General features: G+C 71.0%; 15 protein-coding genes. 7 read left to right on the forward strand and 8 right to left on the reverse strand.

All coding sequences use genetic code 11. From position 1 onward, the window contains the following. Nucleotides 1-25 precede the first annotated feature (25 nt). Nucleotides 26-1447, forward strand: coding sequence for a cytochrome P450 (locus EF387_RS27510; protein WP_128379301.1), 1422 nt, complete (start codon nucleotides 26-28; stop codon nucleotides 1445-1447). 2 nt (nucleotides 1448-1449) lie between these two features. Here the strand turns inward: EF387_RS27510 and EF387_RS27515 are convergent, their stop codons facing one another. After that, on the reverse strand, nucleotides 1450-2310 hold the full coding sequence (locus EF387_RS27515) for a helix-turn-helix transcriptional regulator (protein ID WP_128379302.1): 861 nt from the start codon (nucleotides 2308-2310) through the stop codon (nucleotides 1450-1452). A 512-nt stretch (nucleotides 2311-2822) separates the two neighbouring features. After that, on the reverse strand, nucleotides 2823-4748 hold the full coding sequence (locus EF387_RS27520) for an ABC transporter ATP-binding protein (RefSeq protein ID WP_238431753.1): 1926 nt from the start codon (nucleotides 4746-4748) through the stop codon (nucleotides 2823-2825). 246 nt (nucleotides 4749-4994) lie between these two features. Between EF387_RS27520 and EF387_RS27525 the strand changes: the two genes are divergently transcribed. Beyond that, a complete protein-coding gene (locus EF387_RS27525) occupies nucleotides 4995-5900 on the forward strand; it encodes a lysylphosphatidylglycerol synthase transmembrane domain-containing protein (protein WP_238431754.1) in 906 nt (301 codons plus the stop codon). A 296-nt stretch (nucleotides 5901-6196) separates the two neighbouring features. Next, nucleotides 6197-7288: a mechanosensitive ion channel family protein gene (locus tag EF387_RS27530; RefSeq protein ID WP_128379303.1), complete on the forward strand. Its 1092-nt coding sequence runs from the start codon at nucleotides 6197-6199 to the stop codon at nucleotides 7286-7288. A gap of 251 nt (nucleotides 7289-7539) precedes the next feature. Here the strand turns inward: EF387_RS27530 and EF387_RS27535 are convergent, their stop codons facing one another. The 3 genes from EF387_RS27535 to EF387_RS27545 all read right to left on the reverse strand — a co-directional run bounded on the left by EF387_RS27535 (nucleotide 7540) and on the right by EF387_RS27545 (nucleotide 10542). Then, on the reverse strand, nucleotides 7540-8559 hold the full coding sequence (locus EF387_RS27535) for a hemolysin family protein (protein ID WP_128379304.1): 1020 nt from the start codon (nucleotides 8557-8559) through the stop codon (nucleotides 7540-7542). Next, complete coding sequence (locus EF387_RS27540; protein WP_128379480.1) at nucleotides 8556-9881, reverse strand: hemolysin family protein; 1326 nt, start codon at nucleotides 9879-9881, stop codon at nucleotides 8556-8558. Before EF387_RS27540 ends, EF387_RS27535 begins: the two co-directional genes overlap by 4 nt. Nucleotides 9882-10143: 262 nt before the next feature. Further along, on the reverse strand, nucleotides 10144-10542 hold the full coding sequence (locus tag EF387_RS27545; protein ID WP_128379305.1) for a hypothetical protein: 399 nt from the start codon (nucleotides 10540-10542) through the stop codon (nucleotides 10144-10146). Nucleotides 10543-10707: 165 nt separating this feature from the next. Here EF387_RS27545 and EF387_RS27550 point away from each other — a divergent pair, with 165 nt between their 5' ends. Together EF387_RS27550 and EF387_RS27555 are read left to right on the forward strand one after the other, a co-directional pair. Continuing rightward, entirely contained in the window at nucleotides 10708-11193 is a 486-nt protein-coding gene (locus tag EF387_RS27550; RefSeq protein WP_202918384.1) for a cation:proton antiporter regulatory subunit, read from the forward strand. A 4-nt stretch (nucleotides 11194-11197) separates the two neighbouring features. Further along, entirely contained in the window at nucleotides 11198-12421 is a 1224-nt protein-coding gene (locus EF387_RS27555) for a cation:proton antiporter (protein ID WP_128379306.1), read from the forward strand. 64 nt (nucleotides 12422-12485) lie between these two features. Here the strand turns inward: EF387_RS27555 and EF387_RS27560 are convergent, their stop codons facing one another. The 3 genes from EF387_RS27560 to EF387_RS27570 form a co-directional block, all read right to left on the reverse strand. Further along, nucleotides 12486-13742: a glucarate dehydratase family protein gene (locus tag EF387_RS27560; RefSeq protein ID WP_128379307.1), complete on the reverse strand. Its 1257-nt coding sequence runs from the start codon at nucleotides 13740-13742 to the stop codon at nucleotides 12486-12488. A gap of 60 nt (nucleotides 13743-13802) precedes the next feature. Further along, the gene (gene murJ / locus EF387_RS27565) at nucleotides 13803-15374 is read right to left on the reverse strand and encodes a murein biosynthesis integral membrane protein MurJ (RefSeq protein WP_202918390.1); all 1572 of its coding nucleotides are present in this window, start codon (nucleotides 15372-15374) and stop codon (nucleotides 13803-13805) included. Nucleotides 15375-15487: 113 nt separating this feature from the next. Further along, nucleotides 15488-16309: a class I SAM-dependent methyltransferase gene (locus EF387_RS27570; protein ID WP_128379309.1), complete on the reverse strand. Its 822-nt coding sequence runs from the start codon at nucleotides 16307-16309 to the stop codon at nucleotides 15488-15490. 307 nt (nucleotides 16310-16616) lie between these two features. Between EF387_RS27570 and EF387_RS27575 the strand changes: the two genes are divergently transcribed. Both EF387_RS27575 and EF387_RS27580 read left to right on the forward strand, forming a co-directional pair. Next, the gene (locus tag EF387_RS27575; protein WP_128379482.1) at nucleotides 16617-17807 is read left to right on the forward strand and encodes a sensor histidine kinase; all 1191 of its coding nucleotides are present in this window, start codon (nucleotides 16617-16619) and stop codon (nucleotides 17805-17807) included. Continuing rightward, on the forward strand, nucleotides 17804-18442 hold the full coding sequence (locus EF387_RS27580) for a response regulator (RefSeq protein WP_128379310.1): 639 nt from the start codon (nucleotides 17804-17806) through the stop codon (nucleotides 18440-18442). Before EF387_RS27575 ends, EF387_RS27580 begins: the two co-directional genes overlap by 4 nt. Nucleotides 18443-18496: the final 54 nt, after the last annotated feature.

An 18496-nucleotide genomic window follows, 5' to 3' on the forward strand; every position in this document is an offset into this window, starting at 1 on the left:
GACCACGGATGGGAAGCGGAAGCGCATGACTGACACTCATATCCCCGGGCCGGCCGGTCTGCCGCTGATCGGGTCCTTACTGGAACTGCGCAGGAATCCGATGACCGCCTTCCTGCGTGCCCAACGTGATTACGGGGATGTCGTCCGGCTCACCGCCGGACCGCCGGGCCTGCGGCAGAAGCTCTACCTGGTCTTCTCCGCCGAAGGCGCCCAGCAGGTGCTGGGCACCCAGGCGGCGAACTTCCGCAAGGACAACGTCTTGTACGGCGAGGTCCGGGAGTCCATCGGCAACGGTCTGGTCACCAGCCAGGACGACGAGTACCGGAGGCAAAGGCGACTGATCCAGCCGCTCTTCACCCGTCGCCGGGTCGACGGCTACGCCGAAGCCGCGTGCACCGAGGCGGAGTTGCTCGCCGAGCGGTGGCAGAGCGCTTCTGGCGGCACCGTCGACCTGAGCAGCGAGATGCCGTCGTTCTCACTCCACGCCTTGTCCCGCATCCTGTTCGGAGCCGACGCCGACGCGGCCGTCGAGGTGATGCGCCGCTGCTGGCCCACACTCCTGGACTACACCCTGCAGCGCGGCTACTCCCTGCTCAGACTGCCCCGCCACTGGCCCACTCCGGGCAACCGCCGCGGCGCTGCCGCCCAGCGTGAGCTGTACGCGCTCTGCGACCGCATCATCGCCGAGCGCCGGACCGGGCGGACCAAGGCAGGGGCCGCGGCCTGGAGTGCCGGCGGGGACGAGGAGGGCGACGACCTGCTGAGCGTGCTCATCCGCGCCCGCGGTGAGCACGGCGAGGCGCTCGACGGGGACGAACTCCGCGACCAGGTGCTGATCTTCCTGCTCGCCGGCCATGAGACCACCGCGACCTCGCTGGCCGTCACGCTGCACCTGCTCGCCGGGCATCCCGAGGTTCAGGCCCGTGCCCGTGCGGAGGTCGACCAGGTGCTCGCAGGCCGTCGGCCGGGAGCCGCCGACCTGGACTCGCTGCCCTACCTCACCATGGTGTTGAAGGAAGCCATGCGTGTCCACGCGCCTGTCATGTTCGTCGGCCGCCGGGCCGTCGCCGACGCGGTGGTCGACGGGTACCGTATCCCGGCCGGAGCCGATGTGCTCATCTGCCCTGGGGTGACTCACCGCAAGCCCGAATACTGGCCGGACCCGGAGCGATTCGACCCCGAGCGCTTTTCACCGGAGGCCGAGGCAAGCCGCCCGCGCTATGCGTGGTATCCCTTCGGCGGTGGTCCACGAGCCTGTATCGGGCAGCACTTCTCTATGCTGGAGTCGGTACTTTGTCTTGCCGTGCTGCTCCAGCGTTATGAACTCGCACCCGTGGACACGGAAGTCCCACTCGGCACCAGGCTGACTCTCCAGGAATTCGGCCCGATCATGTGCCGTGTCACCTCGCGCGCACCGGTCCTCTCCACAGCGAACGCCGCCGGCTGACCCTATTCAGACGGAGTGAGCTGATCCTCCAGAAAGCCGTTCAGGACGCTCGCGAGTTGCACACGCGACCGAACTCCCAGCTTCTGGTAGATCCGGCGCAGGTGAAAATCAACGGTGTGGGGAGAAATATAGAGCCGACTCGCTGTCTGGTGATTGCTCAGTCCTTGCCGAACCAGACGCGCGACGGCCCGTTCGGACTTGGTCAGGCAGGACCAGGAGGTATCTGCGGCAGGGCGGGCAGCCAAACCGCCGGTGGCCCGGACGGGGAATTCCCGTAATCGCCGGACGACACGCCTCTCGTCACGGACGGAGCCGATCTCCTGATATATATCGGCCGCTTCACGGAGACGGCCTTCCGATTCCCTGTACCGGCGCTCCGGGCCGGTCATGAGCAGCACCCCCAGGTCCTCGATGGCCGATGCGCGGGCCCATGGGTCCCGGTAGTGACCGATGACGTGGCCGAGGCGCATGGCGTTCTTGTCCAGCAGGCTGCGCGCATGCAATGTGCCGGGCTGCGGTTCGGTGCCGGCCGCCCGGACGACCGACTCTGCGGCCGGTCGGTCATCGGCTCTCAGCAGGACTCTGACCAGCCATGCCGCGGAGCCTGGCTCCACCGAGAGCATGGTTCCGTCCATCAGGGTGCCGGGTTGCTCCGCCATGAACCGCTCGACGGCGCGTCGTGACCCTATCGACGCTGCTGCGAGCTGGAGCACCAGCCAGTGGTAATGAGCCAGTTCATCGGGCGAGGAGGAGTCGAGGCTTCCGTCGTCGACGGTCTCGATATGTCGTGCCGCAGACACCAGATCGCCTCGGCGTAAGGCGGCGACAGCCAGAACGGAAGGCGCGAATTTTCCATTGCTCATGGCGATGAGAAATTCCCCTTACAGATTGCGATCCAGTTCTCCTGAATACAACTGAACTGTAGCCCGACTCGTCGCTCCACATCACGGCCGCGCCTCCTTCGCTAGTGAATTCTCTAGGGTCAAGCAATGGCTCCATCGCCAGGGCCTGTTCCAAGATGGGTCGCATGACCTGCGGCAGCTCAGCATCAGGTGCCTGACTGACGCTGGAAGGTCGGTCACCAGAGCGACGACGGGGCTGCCAACCGCGACCAGGCGCCCGACCCGGCGTCCTCCGGCCGGTTACCCGGGCGGCCTCCGACCGGTGAACCGGGCGACCTCCGACCGGTGACCCGCCAACCTCCGACCGGTGACCCGCCAACCTCCGACCGGTGACCCGCCAACCTCCGACCGGTGACCCGGCGACCTCCGGCCGGTGACCCGGCGACCTCCGGCCGGTGACCCGGCGACCTCCGGCCGGTGACCCGCCGACCTCCGACCGGCGAGACCCAGGCGTGTATCCGCCCGCCGGCCGCCTAGACCGCGGCCTCCTCCGCCGCGACCGGGGTCGCTCCGCACCCGGGCTCCGCGCACACCGCCACGTCCGCCGGCTCGTCGAACTGCGTGCGGTACAGCTCCGCGTAGCGGCCTTCGGCCGCCAGGAGTTCCTCGTGCGTGCCGCGTTCCACGATCCGGCCGGCCTCGACGACCAGGATCAGGTCGGCGGCGCGTACGGTCGACAGCCGGTGAGCGATCACCACCGCCGTGCGCTCGTGCAGTGCCTCGGCGAGAGCCTCCTGGACGGCCGCCTCCGAGGTGTTGTCCAGGTGAGCCGTCGCCTCGTCGAGGATGACCACACGCTGGCGGGCCAGCAGCAGCCGGGCGATGGTCATGCGTTGGCGTTCGCCGCCGGACAGGCGGTAGCCGCGTTCGCCGACCACGGTGTCGAGGCCGTCGGGCAGGGAGAGCACGAGGTCGGCGAGGCGGGCCCGACGCAGGGCTTCCCAGAGGTCGTCGTCGGTGGCGTCGGGGCGGGCGAGCAGCAGGTTGGCGCGGACGGTGTCGTGGAAGAGGTGGCCGTCCTGAGTGACCATGCCGAGGGTGCCGCGCAGGGACTCGGCGCTCAGGTCGCGTACGTCGACGCCGCCGATGCGGACGGCTCCCTCGTCGGTGTCGTACAGCCGCGGCAGCAGCTGGGCGATGGTGGACTTGCCGGCGCCTGAGGAGCCGACGAGGGCCACGGTCTGTCCGGGTTCGGCGCGGAACGACACGCCGTGCAGGACCTCGGAGCCGCCGCGGGTATCGAGGGCGGCGACCTCCTCCAGGGAGGCCAGGGACACCTTGTCGGCGGACGGGTAGCCGAAGCGGACGTCGTCGAACTCTACGGAGACCGGGCCGTCGGGGACCGACCGGGCGTCCGGCTTCTCCTCGATCAGGGGCTTCAGGTCGAGGACCTCGAAGACCCGCTCGAAGCTGACGAGTGCGCTCATCACCTCGACGCGGGCACCCGCGAGGGAGGTCAGCGGGGCGTAGAGGCGGGTGAGCAGCAGGGCGAGGGAGACCACGGCGCCCGGTTCGAGGCTGCCGCGCAGCGCGAACCAGCCGCCGAGGCCGTAGACCAGCGCCAGGGCGAGCGCGGAGACCAGGGTGAGCGCGGTGATGAACGCCGACTGCGCCATGGCGGTGCGCACGCCGATGTCCCGGACACGGGAGGCGCGGGCCGCGAACTCCGCGGACTCGTCGTCCGGGCGGCCGAACAGTTTCACCAGCGTGGCGCCGGGTGCGGAGAACCGCTCGGTCATCCGGGTGCCCATGGCGGCGTTGAGGTCGGCGGCCTCCCGCTGGAGCCGCGCCATCCGGCTGCCCATGCGCCGCGCCGGCACGACGAACACCGGCAGCAGGGCCAGTGCGAGCAGGGTGATCTGCCAGGACAGGGTGAGCATCACACCGAGCGTCAGCAGCAGCGTGACCAGGTTGCCCACCACCCCGGACAGGGTGTTGCTGAAGGCGCGCTGGGCGCCGATCACGTCGTTGTTGAGTCGGCTGACGAGCGCTCCCGTACGGGTACGTGTGAAGAACGCGACCGGCATCCGCTGTACGTGGTCGAAGACGGCCGTCCGCAGGTCGAGGATGAGGCTCTCCCCGAGGGTCGCCGACAGCAGGCGGCCGAGCAGGCCGAGGGCGGCCTCGGCGAGCGCGATCACCGCGATGAGCGCGGCGATCCCCACGACCGTACCCTCGTCCTTGCCGTGCACGATCGCGTCGACGACGTGGCCGGCGAGTACGGGCGTCGCCACGGCGAGCAGTGCGCCCACCACGCTCAGCAGGACGAACTGGATGATCCGGCGGCGGTGCGGGCGGGCGAAGGCGGCGATGCGACGCAGGGTCGCGCGGGCGAAAGGACGGTTCTGCTTTTGAGCGTTCATGACGCTGTGCAGTTGCATCCATGCGGTGGTCTCCATGCTCATGAGGGAGACGGTAGGACCTCGACCAATGTTGAGGTCAAGGACCGTCCGGGAAACCCCGCGTCCCTCCCTTGCCCGGCGTGTCAGCCCGTGGCCGCCCGCTCGCAACCCGATGTTGGTGCGGCATGGGGAACCTCTGCTGATGTGACGGTGCTCCGAATTCCCCCAGAGCTCCCCGAACTCCCCGAGGAGCTCGGCAAGCGCACTCCCCGGCGCTTTGCCGCACGCTACGTACGACAGGTCCTGTGCCTGCTGCCGCTCGCCCTCGTCCTCGTGGTGGCCGTGCGCCACTGGTCCGTGCTGGCGGAGGGAATCGGCCATCTGCGGTCGGCCGAGTGGCCCTGGCTGCTGGCCGCCGGCTGCGCGACCTGTCTGACGTGGGTCGCCGCCGCCGTGACCCGGCAGGGGGCGGTGGTGGAACGACTGCCCGCACGGCGGCTGCTGGCCACCCAGTTCGCGGCGGGCGCGGCCAACCATCTGCTGCCCACCGGGCTCGGCGCGAGTGCGGTGAACCTGCGGTTCATGACCGTGTGCGGTCTGACGCTCGCGCGCTCCTCGGCCGCCCTCGCGCTGTATCTGCTCGCGGAGTCGATCATGCGCGTCGCCCTGCTGCTGACGCTGCTGCTGGTGTTCCCGAACGCCCTGCGCGTCGGCTCGCTGGTGCCGGACGCCGCGATCGGCCCGCTGCTGATCGCCCTGGGCGCTGCCGCGTGCGTCGCGGTGGCGGCCCTGTTCCTAGTGCGGAGGCTGCGGACGGCCGTGCTCTCGTTCCTGCGCACCGCGCTCGGCGAGGCACGCTCGGTGCACACCAAACCGGCCCGGGCGATGGCCCTGTGGGGCGGTTCGCTCGCCTTCCCCGTGCTGCAGGCGTCCGGCCTGGCCGCGGTGGGGCTGGCGCTCGGCCTGGACGTGCCCGTGATGCACATGATCGTCGCGTATCTCGCCGCGACCGTCGCGGTCGCGATGGTGCCGACCCCGGGCGGGATCGGCTCGGTGGAGGCCGCGCTGATCATCGCCCTGGTGGCGGCGGGCGGCGCGGCGGCCGTGGCGACGGCGGTGGTACTGGCGTACCGGATCATCACCGTGTGGCTGCCGTTGCTGCCGGGGGCGCTGACGCTGGGCGCGCTGGTGCGGCTGAAGGTGATCTGAACCGCCGCCATCACAGCGTGCAATGCATGAACTCCGCTGTGGAGCACCGGCGTTGACGGCTAGCTTGGGTGGGTGGCGTGTCTCACAAAGGTGTTCGCGGAGGGGGTGGACGGACCGGCCGAGATCCCATGCCCTGGTGAGAGGCGCCCGTCCACATGCGGCAGGATGAACGATCGTGCCGGAGGACGACGAGGTCCCCGGCCCGATCGCGCGTTCCAGATTCGAGCAGGTGGCAAGGTGACGACTCTTCACATCCGGAGTACGACGACAGGGCCTGGTCCCGCGGGAGGTGACCGGTGACCCGGGCGCTCACGCTGCACGACTTCATCGTCGCCGGGATCGCGGTGGTCGCCGGTGTCGTGGCGGCCGTGCTCCTGCGTATGCTGCTGCGCTGGCTCGGCAGGCATGCCACCAGAACCCGGTGGGCCGGTGACGACGTCCTCGTGGACGCGTTGCGGGCCCTGGTGCCGCTGAGCGCGGTCGCCGCCGGCCTTGCCTCGGCCGCCGCGGTGCTGCCGCTCACCGCGGGGGTGGGCCGTACGGTGAACCGGTCCCTGACGGTGCTTCTCATCCTGGCCACGACCGTGACCGCGGCCCGGCTGATCACCGGTCTGGTCCGCGAACTGGCGCAGTCCCGCTCGGGCGTCGCCGGGTCGGCCACCATATTCGTCAACATCACGCGCGTCGTGGTGCTGGCGATCGGTTTCCTGGTCATGCTGCAGAGCCTCGGGATCTCCATCACGCCCCTGCTCACCGCGCTGGGCGTGGGTGGTCTGGCGGTCGCGCTGGCGCTCCAGGACACGCTCGCCAACCTCTTCGCGGGCGTCCACATCCTGGCGTCCAACACGGTCCAGCCCGGTGACTACATCCGGCTCAGCAGCGGTGAGGAGGGCTATGTCGTCGACATCAACTGGCGCAACACGACGATCAAGGAGCTCTCCAACAACCTGGTCATCATCCCCAACGGCCAGCTGGCCGGCACCAACATGACCAACTTCAACCGCCCTGAGCAGGAGATGACCCTGCTGGTCCAGGTGGGCGTCGGCTACGACAGTGACCTGGAGCACGTGGAGCGGGTGACCATGGAGGTCGTCTCCGAGGTGATGAAGAACGTGGAGGGCGCGCTGCCGGAGCATGAACCGCTCGTGCGGTTCCATACGTTCGGGGACTCGCGGATCAGCTTCACCGTCATCCTGGGCGTCGGTGAGTTCAGCGACCAGTACCGGATCAAGCACGAGTTCATCAAGCGGCTGCACAAGCGCTACCAGGTCGAGGGCATTCGCATCCCGGCCCCGACCCGTACGGTGGCGCTGCACCCGGGCGGGGCGGCGCTGCCGCCGGAGATGGAGATCCCGATGCAGCGGGAGTCGTCGACGCCGCTGGTGTGACACCGGTCGTCCCGAGGGGGCGGCGGACGGGCATCCGTCCGCCGCCCCCTGTGGTTCAGGACCTGTTATTCCGCCGGACAGCGGCGGGTGCCGCTGCCGGATGCGACGACCGTGCACTGCCACCGGCGCCGCACGCGCGGGTTACGGTGCACCCATGCGCAGCGGCTCCACCGACGATCCGTCAGGGCGGTCTCGGAAGGCGGAACGGCACCCGGCCGGTCGCCGTGCAGGCCCGTGCCAGAGACCTCGCGTCACCGCGCCGCAGCGGGCCCCACCAGCTCCGACAGGACGTCCTCCATCGTCACGAAGCCGAGGACCTTGCCCGTCGCGCCCGTCACGGCGGCGAGGTGGCCGCCCGCCGCGCGCAGTGCGGTGAGGGTGTCGTCGAGCGGTGTGTCGATACGGACCCGGGTGACCGGGTGCAGCGCGGCGCGCGGGAACGGCCGGTCGCGGTCCGTGGCGCCGAGGGTGTCCTTGATGTGCAGATAGCCGAGCAGCGTGTCGTCGGGGCCGATCACCGGGAAGCGGGAGTAGCCCGCCTCCGCGGCGACGCGTTCCAGACCGGCGGGAGTGATCGTGTGGTCCACCGTCCGCATCCTGCGCGCCGGTACGAGGATCTCGCCGACCGGGCGCGAGCCCAGCTCCAGCGCGTCCCGCAGCCTCTCCCCGTCGGCGGGGCTCAGCAGTCCCGCCTCGCTGGAGTCGAGGACCATCTGGGCCAACTGGTCGTCCGTGAACACCGATTCGACCTCGTCCTTCGGGTCGACCCGCAGCAGCCTCAGCAGGACGTTGGCGAAGGCGTTGACGCCGAATACGACCGGCCGGAGCGCCCGGGTGAGGGCGACCAGCGCCGGTCCGAGGAGCAGCGCGGTCGGCGCGGGGGCGGCGAGCGCGATGTTCTTCGGCACCATCTCGCCGATCAGCATGTGAAGGTAGGTCGCCAGGGTCAGGGCGATGACGAAGGCGATCGGGTGCACCAGCGCGTCCGGCATGCGGACCGCCGCGAAGACCGGCTCCAGCAGATGCGCGATGGCGGGTTCCGCGACCGCGCCGAGGACCAGCGAGGAGACGGTGATCCCGAGTTGAGCGGTGGCCATCATGGCGGACAGGTGTTCAAGGCCCCACAGGGTGATCCGGGCGCGGGTGTCGCCCTCGCGGGCACGCGGCTCGATCTGGCTGCGGCGTACCGAGATCAGCGCGAACTCGGCGCCCACGAAGAAGGCGTTGGTGAGCAGGGTCAGGGCCCCGACGAGGAGTTGGAGCGCGGTCATCGGGCCTCCTTGCTTTCCTGCCGGGGCGCGGCGGTGATGCGGACGCGGTCCGCGCGGCGGTGTGCGACCTCAAGGACGGCGAGCTCCCAGCCCTCGAACGTGACGCCGTCGCCCTTGGCGGGTATCCGGCCGAGCCGGGTGGCGACGAGTCCGGCGACCGTCTCGTAGGGGCCCTCGGGCGCCGTGAGGCCGATGTCGGCCAGCTGGTCGATGCGGACGCCACCGTCGACTTCCCACACCGGGCGGCCATCGGTCACACCGGAGGCGGGCAGCAGATCGGGGGTCTCGTCTGGGTCGTGCTCGTCGCGCACCTCGCCGACGACCTCCTCGACGATGTCCTCCACCGTCGCCACGCCGGCCGTGCCGCCGTACTCGTCGATGACGACGGCCATGGTCCGCCTCTCCCGCAGCCGCTCCAGGAGACGGTCGGCGGGCAGGCTGTCGGGCACCAGCAGCGGTGCGGTGGCCAGTTCGGTGACGGGTTTCTGCCTCCGCTCCTCCGGGCGCAGGGCGAGAACGTCGCGGATGTGGACGGTGCCGATGACGTCGTCCAGGCTGTCGCGGTAGACCGGGAAGCGGGACAGGCCGGTGGCGTGGCTGAGGTTGGCGGCGTCGGCGGCCGTGGCGTGCGCCTGAAGCGCGCGGACGTCCACCCGCGGTGTCATCACGTTCTCTGCCGTCAGCTCCCCCAGGTGCAGGGTGCGGACGAACAGTTCCGCCGAGTCCGCCTCGAGGGCGCCCTCGGCCGCCGAGTGCCGCGCCAGCGCCACCAGTTCCTCGGGGGTGCGCGCGGACGCCAGTTCCTCGGCGGGCTCCAGGCCGAAGCGCCGTACGACGCGGTTTGCGGTGTCGTTCAGATGCCGGATGAACGGCCCGAACACGGCGGTGAAGCCGCGCTGCGGTCCGGCGACCACCTTGGCCACGGCCAGCGGACGGGAGATGGCCCAGTTCTTGGGCACCAGTTCGCCCACGACCATCAGGACCACGGTGGACACGACGACGCCGAGCACGGTGGCGACCGCGGAGGCCGCACCGCCCAGACCGGCCGTCTCGAGCGGGCCGGCGAGCAGGGCGGCGAGGGACGGCTCGGCGAGCATGCCGATCACCAGGGAGGTGACGGTGATCCCGAGCTGGGCGCCGGAGAGCTGGAAGGTGAGCCGGCGAACGGCCTGCAGTGCGCTGTCCGCACCGCGCTCGCCCGCCGCCGCGGCCCGCTCCAGATCCGCTCGCTCGACGGTGGTCAGCGAGAACTCGGCCGCGACGAAGAGCGCGCAGGTCACAGTGAGCAGGAGGGCGAGCAGGAGAAGCAGGATCTCGGTCACCGGGCCACCGCCGGGCGGTGGTTCGAGGGCCATGGACGGCTGGTACTGGGAGGCTCACCCATTGCGGGACTGCCACTCCTTCGGTTCGTGGGGCGGATCTGCTCTTCGTGTGGGAGACGTGCGGAGAGCAGTACGCCACCATAGTAAAGGAATGGCAAAGCGGAGCGTAGTACCCTAACCTTCCACGTGCTCGCAGACGTTGTCGCCGCACAGGAAGGAGCGGACGCCACCATGGTGTTCGGACGGCCGCCCGGCTCGCTCGTCAGCGGTCCGCGGCATCCGGGGTGATCCGCCGGTACGCGGCGCGGGCGTTGACGATCCTGGCCAGCACGGTACCCGCGATCGCGGCCGCCAGCAGGCAGCCGAGCCACAGGGTGTCCCGGTGCCCGGCCCAGGTCAGCCGGCCCGCGGGCGGAATGCCGAAGCCGTTGAGGAACAGCCAGCAGAGCACGGCCGTGCCGGGGGCCGCGACGAACCGCGCACACAGCCCCAGCAGACCGGCGAAGAGCGAGAGCCCCACGAGCGCGAGGGTCGGACCGGCCGGGCTGAGGACCGCAACCAGCAGCAGCGCCCCACCGAAGGCCGCGGACCAGACGAGTGGGGTGGCGACCGGACTGGGCACGGCACGTGCCTCACTGGTGACCTGCCTCCACTCGATCATCCCGATACTCCTTCCCCGCGCGCCGGCTGGGGCCCGGTGCGCGCTCTCCGGAGGAGGATTCTCCCACCGGAAAGCAGGTGTTCGCTGCGACTGCCGGGATCGCCGGGCCCGCCCGCGGCCCGCGGAAACCATCATTCGAGACAGAGCACGACGGAGAGGACGATCGTGGGTGCACCCCGCCTGAGCAGTACGCCGTTGCCCGGAATCGGTGTCCGTTACGACCTGACGACGCGCGAGCAACGCAGGCTGTCGGTGGTCGCGCACCGGGAGGGAGGGCGGACGCTCAGCGCGTACCGCGTGGACGACCCGGACGCGTGCGCCCTGTCCGTGCGGCTGACACCGGGTGAGACGGAGGCGCTCATCGACGCCCTGATGCCCGCCCACCACAGCCCGAACCTGCTGTCCACCACCGAGCTCGGACTGGTGGCCGAGCGCATCGAGCTGTCGTCGGTCTCGCACTGGAACGGACGGGTGCTCGGCGAGACCCGGCTGCGGACCGAGACGGGGGCCTCCGTCGTGGCCGTGCTCCGGCGGGCCGGGGCGATCCCCTCCCCCGCGCCGGACTTCCGGCTGGCCGGCGGGGACACGCTGATCGTCATCGGCACCCGGGAGGGCGTGGAGACGGCCGCGGCGATACTCGGACGGGAGTGATTCGATGCACTCCTCCGCGGTCTTCCTCATCGAGTTCGGGGCCATCATCCTCGGCCTCGGACTGCTCGGCCGGTTCGCCGCCCGCTTCCGGTTCTCCCCCATCCCGCTGTATCTGCTGGCGGGGCTCGCCTTCGGCGAGGGAGGACTGCTGCCGCTGGGCGCCAGCGAGGAGTTCGTGGCGATCGGCGCCGAGATCGGCGTGATCCTGCTGCTGCTCATGCTGGGCCTGGAGTACACGGCGAGCGATCTGGTCTCCAACCTCAAGACGCAGTACCCGGCCGGTCTGGTGGACGCCGCCCTCAACGCGCTGCCCGGCGCGGCGATGGCACTGCTGCTCGGCTGGGGGCCCGTAGCCGCGGTGGTGCTCGCCGGTGTCACCTGGATCTCGTCGTCCGGGGTGATCGCCAAGGTCCTCGGCGACCTCGGCCGCCTCGGCAATCGCGAGACGCCCGTGGTGCTGAGCATCCTCGTCCTCGAAGACCTGTCGATGGCGGTCTATCTGCCGATCGTCACCGCGCTGCTGGCCGGTGCCGGGCTCGCGGCGGGCAGCCTGACCCTGGCGATAGCGCTGGGCGTGGCCGGGCTGGTGCTGCTGCTCGCGCTGCGCTACGGACGGCACATCTCCCGCTTCGTCTCCAGCGACGACCCGGAGAAACTGCTGCTGGTCGTCCTGGGGCTGACCCTGGTGGTCGCCGGGCTCGCCCAGCAACTGCAGGTGTCGGCGGCGGTGGGCGCGTTCCTGGTGGGCATCGCGCTGTCCGGGGAGGTCGCGGAGGGCGCGCACAGCCTGCTCGCCCCGCTGCGCGACCTGTTCGCCGCGGTGTTCTTCGTCTTCTTCGGACTGCACACCGATCCGGCCAGCATCCCGCCGGTGCTGCTGCCCGCGCTGGCCCTGTCGGTGGTCACCGCCGCCACGAAGATCGCCACCGGGTACTGGGCCGCGCGCCGCGCCGGGATCTCGGAGAAGGGCCGCTGGCGGGCGGGCGGCACCCTGGTCGCCCGGGGCGAGTTCTCGATCGTGATCGCCGGCCTCGCGGTCACCGCCGGCATCGAACCGTCCCTCGGCCCGCTGGCCACCGCCTACGTCCTGATCCTGGTGATCGTCGGCCCGCTGACGGCGCGTTACACCGAGCCGCTCGCGAGCCGGCTCGGCGCGCGCCGCCGGGCGTCCAAGGTCTCGTACGTACCCGAGGAGGAGCCGTACGAGACCGCGGACCGCCGGGCCTGACCCTCGGCACCGCCGGGCCTGGCTCACTGGCGTCGCGCCCGGCTCGGGGCCGTCGGGCCCGGACTCACCAGCGCGGTAGCCCGGGCTCGTACTCCGGGCGGACGCTCCGCATGTAACCGCTGTCGTCGCGGTCGCGGATGCCCGAGGTCAGGTACAGGCGGTGGAGGCGGTCCAGGGCCTCGGGGTCGAGCTCGACGCCGAGGCCGGGGCCGGTGGGGACCGCGACCGCGCCGTCCCGCAGTTCCAGGGCACCCGGGACGATCACCTCGTCGGCGGAGTTCCACGGGTAGTGGGTGTCGCAGGAGTGGTCGAGTCCCGGGAGCGTCGCCGCGACATGGGTCATGGCGGCCAGGCTGATGCCCAGGTGCGAGTTGGAATGCATGGACAGTGCGATGCCGAAGGCTTCGCACACGGCGGCCAGTTCCCGGGTACGCCGCAGCCCTCCCCAGTAGTGATGGTCCGTCAGAAGCACTTGTATCGCGTTCTGCTCGAGTGCCGGGCGGAGGTGTTCCCAGGCGATCACGCACATGTTGGTGGCCAGCGGCATCGGAGCCGTCCTCGCCACCTCCGCCATGCCCTCGATGCCGGCCGTCGGATCCTCCAGGTACTCGAGGACACCGTCCAGTTCATTGGCGACGTACTGTGAGGTGGACACCGTCCACGCCGTGTTGGGGTCGAGTCGCAGCGGCTGCCCCGGGAAGGCCTCCGCCAGGGCCCGGATCGCGGCGATCTCCTCGTCGGGCGGGAACACTCCGCCCTTGAGCTTGAACGACCTGAACCCGTACCGCTGTTGCATCACCCGTGCCTGCTCCACGATGCCGGCCGGGTCCAGCGCCGCACCCCAGTCGTCGCCGACGGCGGGGTCGCCGTCGAGCGCCGGGTGTTCGGCCCACTTGTAGAACAGGTACGCGGCGAAGGGCACCGCGTCACGGACCCTGCCGCCCAGCAGGTCGCTCACCGGGCGCCCGGTGAGCCGGCCCTGGGCATCCAGACAGGCCACCTCGATGGCCGAGGTGATCCAGCCGCGTTCGTGGGAACTGGGCTCGGTGGACCGCAGGGTCGCGTCGACGGCGGCCGAGACCGCGGTGGCCTGGAAGACGTCCATACCTACGACGGCCTTGGCGGCGGCTTGCAGCCGGGCCAGCCGGGCGGTGCCGCCCGGGGTCTCGCCGAGGCCCACCGTGCCGTCCTCCAGGACGAGTTGGAGGACACAGCGCAGCGCGAGCGGCTCATGCACGCCGCTTGCGTTGAGGAGCGGCGGGTCACGGAAGGCGATGGGGGTGACGATCAGTTCCCGGATCCGGGTGGCGGTCGTGGCCATGCGTGAAGCTCCTCCAAAAGGTCGGCAGGGCGTTCGGGCGGCGCGTCACCGAACCGTGGATCAGCTCGGCTTGCGGAACAGCAGGCGCAGTTCGTCAATCTTCAACAGCCGGGCGAGGACGAGGTAGGTCAGGGCCAGGGTGATCGTTCCCGCGGTCAGGGCGAGTGCGGTGGGCCAGGTGCCGGAGCCCGCTGCGGCGGTGCAGGCGCGGGCGGCACTCCAGCCCAGCGCCGCGGCGGGGGCCGCGGCACACAGCAGTTTGGTGTGCGCGCGGCCCAGTGTTCCGTCGCCGATGCGGCCACCGAGCCTGCGGCGCAGCAGCCGTGCGGTGAGGAGGAGTCCGGCGAGGTAGGACAGGGTGTAGGCGCCCGCCATACCGGTCACCGCCCATCGCGCGGGCAGCAGCAGATGGCATGCGGTGGCCAGGGCGATGTTCACCCCGGCGATCCAGGTGGCCATGAGGAAGGGGGTGCGGGTGTCCTCGTGGGCGTAGAAGCCTCTCAGGAGCAGGTACTGGGCGGAGAACGGGATGAGTCCGGGGCCGAACGCCTGCAGCATGTGTCCGAGCGGCTCGGCGGATGCGGGGTCCGCCGCGCCGTGGGCGAACAGCAGCGCGGAGATCTGCGGTCCGAGCGCGAGGAAGAGGAATCCGGCGGGCACGATGACGACGCCACTGACGCGCAGGGCGCGCGAGAGGTCCGCGCGCAGGTCCGGTACGCGGCCTTCGGCGGCGGCCTTGCTCATGCGGGGCAGCAACGCGGTCACCAGGGAGACGGTGACGATGGACTGGGGCAGCATCCAGATGGTGTGCGCGTAGACGTAGGCGGTGTAGCCCGCGCCGGAGTTCGGGAGTTCCTGGTCGACGGTGTTGGCGAAGTTGGTGACCACGGCCAGGGCGACCTGGTTGACCAGGACGAACAGCAGCGTCCACTTCGCCGCGCGGACGCTCGCGCCCAGACCCGTGCCGCGCCAGTCGAACCGGGGCCTGAGCCGGAACCCGGCCGCCCGCGCGAACGGGATCAGGGCCAGGGCCTGTACGGCGATGCCCGCCGTGGTGCCGATGCCCAGCAGCCGCACCTGGGTGTCGGTGATGTCCTCGACCCCTTCAGGGATGGTCATCATCCCCAGGTAGACGCCGAACATACCGATCAGCACGACGTTGTTGAGGACCGGCGTCCACATCATCGCGCCGAACTTCTCACGGGCGTTGAGGACCTGACCGTAGATGCCGAACAACCCGTAGAAGAAGATCTGCGGCAGCAGGAACCGGGCGAACGTCACCGTCAGCTCGAACTCCTGGTGCTTCTCCGGGGTGTCGCGCATATAGATGCCCACGATCCCCGGCGCCGCCCACACCGCGAGTGCCGTGCCGACCGCCAGCACGGTCACCACCAGGGTCACCAGACGCTGTTCGTAGGCCACCCCGCCGTCGGGCCGGGTGGCCCTGGCCCGTACGAGCTGGGGTACGAGCACTGCGTTCAGCGCACCGCCGATCAGCAGCGTGTACAGGCTCGTCGGAACGTTGTTGGCCGTGTTGTACGTGCTCGCCAGCAGCCCCGTGCCCAGGGCGGCGGCCTGCAGTACCTGACGGATCAGTCCGGTCGCGCGGGAGACCACCGTGCCCAGCGCCATCAGCAGCGACGCGCGGGCCGTCCCTCCTCCGGACGTCTCCGCGCTCCGCCCCCCGCGATCGGTCGTGGTCGCTGTCGTGCTTCCGGTCCCCTCCGTCATCCCGTCAATCTATGTCATGTACGCAGTTGACGATCTCCGGACTCATGGGTCCGGCCGGTGTCCGGGCGGTGGGTGACACGGATCTTCGACTGGCCGTGCGGGAGCCGCTCCCAGTCCTCCATGAACCGGGCGGCGAGACCGTGCTTCTCGGCCAGCGCGATGAGCGTCTCGGTGCGGTAGTAGAAGTCCTCCCGCAGGACCTGGTGCTCCTCGCCCTCGGTGCGGTCGAAGGTGAAGTCGAACCAGCCGCCGGGCGCCAGCACCCGGCCGATGCCGGCCAGGCACTCCTCGATGACCGGCAGCGGGGAGTGCGAGAAGACGCTGTGCGCGTGCACCACGTCGAAGTAGGCGTCGGGCAGGAACCGCAGCTTCAGATCACGCACCGGGGTCAGGGTCGGGACCCGCTTCTGCAGCCCCATCTCGACGATCGTGTCCTGGGCCGCGGCGAGGATGTCCGGCGAGATGTCGACGCCGTAGTAGTGCCCCGGCTCCAGGTGCCGGATGAAGCGCCAGCCTCCCCGCAGGTTCCCGCACCCGATCTCCAGCATCCGGTGCTCCGGGCGCAGACCGTGCTCGATCAGGTAGTCGAACTGCATGGCCCCCAGTGCCAGCCACCGTTCGCGGTTGCGGCTGCCGACGGCGGCGTCCGGATCGACGCGGGTGTCCGAGCGCATCACGGCACGGTAGTAGGCGATGTGGTCCGGGTACCGGTGGCGCAGCCAGGCGTCCCGGGCGACGCGGACCAGGTGGCGCGGCACCCGCTCGGGGTGGCGCAGTGCGTAGCCGATGCGGTGCCCGAGGGCGGCTCGGTTGACGGTGACGTTCTTGGCAGGCACGCGGTTCTTCCTTCCCGGATGGGCGGGGCGGGGGCGGCAATGCCGCCTGGCCCCGCGATGCTCGGTCCCAGCCTGGCCGCGGGGGCGGGGTTCCGGTTCGGTCCACCGGCTCCGTTCCGGGGACGGTCCGGGCGATACCCGTGTCAGCCGATCGGTTGATGCGCGCCCGGTCCGGGCGCGTTAGACACGGTAGGGCAAGCTGCGGTGCGTGGCACGGCAAGCGGGACTCGAGTGCGGGAGGAGGCCAGGGGTGCTGGAGGGTGTGCCCGGGTCCGGCGACCCCGACCGGCGGTGGCTGGCCGGGGTGATGCACGGTGCGTTCTTCCTGCTGCTGGGGTCCTCGCTGGTCCGGTTCCTGACCCGGGACCCGGGCGGGTCGCGTACCGCGTGGGTCGTGGGGTTGTTCGTCGTCTTCTGGCTGCTCTACGTCCTGGGACAGTTCCTCGCCCCGGCCCCGCCGCCGGGTGTCCGGCCGCGGGTCCGCCATCTGGTCTGGCTGGGCGCGGTGTCGGCCGTCTGGGTGGTGCTGCTGGTGCTCGCGCCGAGTGCCACGTGGTGCGCCATGCCGGTGCTCTTCGCCGGGCTGCACACGCTGCCGGCGCGTATCGCGGTGCCGCTGGTCGGCGTGCTCACCGCGCTGGTCGTCGCCTCCCAGATCCGGGTGTCCCAGGGATCGATCAACCCCAATATGGTGGTCGCCCCGCCGGCGATCGCCGCCGTCGCCACCGCGGTACTGGTCCATCTGCAGCGCCAGGCGGCCCGGCAGCGCCTCCTCATCGACGATCTGGTCCGCACCCGCCGCGATCTCGCCGCCACCGAACGGCGGGCGGGGGTCCTGGCGGAACGGCAGCGGCTGTCCGCGGAGATCCACGACACCCTCGCACAGGGTCTGTCCAGTCAGCGGATGCTGCTGCAGGCCGCCGAGCGTGTCTGGCGCACGGACCCGGAGGCGGCCCGCGGGCATGTCCGGGACGCGGTCGCGATCACCTCCCACAGTCTCGCCGAGGCCCGCCGTTTCGTGCACGACCTGGCCCCGGCCGATCTCGCGGAGCGCAGCCTCCCGGAGGCTCTGGGCGCGCTCGCGGAACGCGAGAGCGGCCCGGGTCTGCGGGTGGACTTCCGGCTCGACGGCACACCGGCCCGGCTGCCGGAGCGGACCGAGGCGGCGTTGTTGCGCATCGCCCAGGGCGCGCTGGCCAACGTCCGCGAGCACGCCGCGGCGACCCGGGCCGCGCTGACCCTTACCTGCCTCGACGACCAGATCTCGCTGGACGTCGCCGACAACGGCCGGGGCTTCGACGTGACCGCCCCGCGGCCCGCGCCCACCGGCGAACGGCAGCCGCCCCGGGGACACGGACTGCCGGCCATGCGCATCCGGGCCCGGCAGTCGGGCGGCACGTTCACCGTGGAGTCCACACCGGGCGAGGGCACGGTCGTGTCCGTGGCCCTCCCCCTGGCTCCCGGTGCGCCCGGGACGGAAAAGGAGCTCGCCTCATGACTCCGGCCTCTGCCGGCCCGGTCCGGCTGCTGCTGTGCGACGACCACGCCGTCGTGCGGGCGGGACTGCGCGCGTTGCTGTCCAGCACCGACGGCATCGAGGTGGTCGGTGAGGCGGGCAGCGGTGAGGAGGCGCTCGCGGTGGCCGAACGCGTCCGGCCCGACGTGGTGCTGATGGACCTTCAGCTCGGTGACGGAATGGACGGGGTGACGGCCACCCGGGAGCTGACCTCGGACGGGGGGCCGCGCGTGCTGGTGCTCACCATGTTCGACACCGACGCCGACATCGCCCGGGCCATCGAGGCCGGCGCCACCGGCTATCTCCTCAAGGCCGAACGGCCGGAGGAGTTGTTCGCGGCGATCCGTGACGCCGCCTCGGGCCGCAGCGCGCTGTCCGCACCGGTGGCGGACCGGCTGCTCGCCCGGATGCGCAGCCCGCGTCCCACGCTGTCCGGGCGCGAGCTGGACATCCTCGGTCAGCTGGCGCGCGGCCTGGGCAACCGGGAGATCGCCCGGACCCTGTTCATCAGCGAGGCGACGGTCAAGACCCACCTCGGGCGGATCTACACCAAGCTCGGGGTCGAGACCCGGGCGGGCGCGGTGGCCGTCGCGAAGGAGCGACGACTGCTGCCGTAGTCCCCGCTCGGGACGCGGACGGACGCGTCCCGAGGCCGAACCGACGGATCGTCG

Origin of the sequence: Streptomyces cavernae, assembly GCF_004023625.1 — a bacterium.
GTDB lineage: Bacteria > Actinomycetota > Actinomycetes > Streptomycetales > Streptomycetaceae > Streptomyces > Streptomyces cavernae.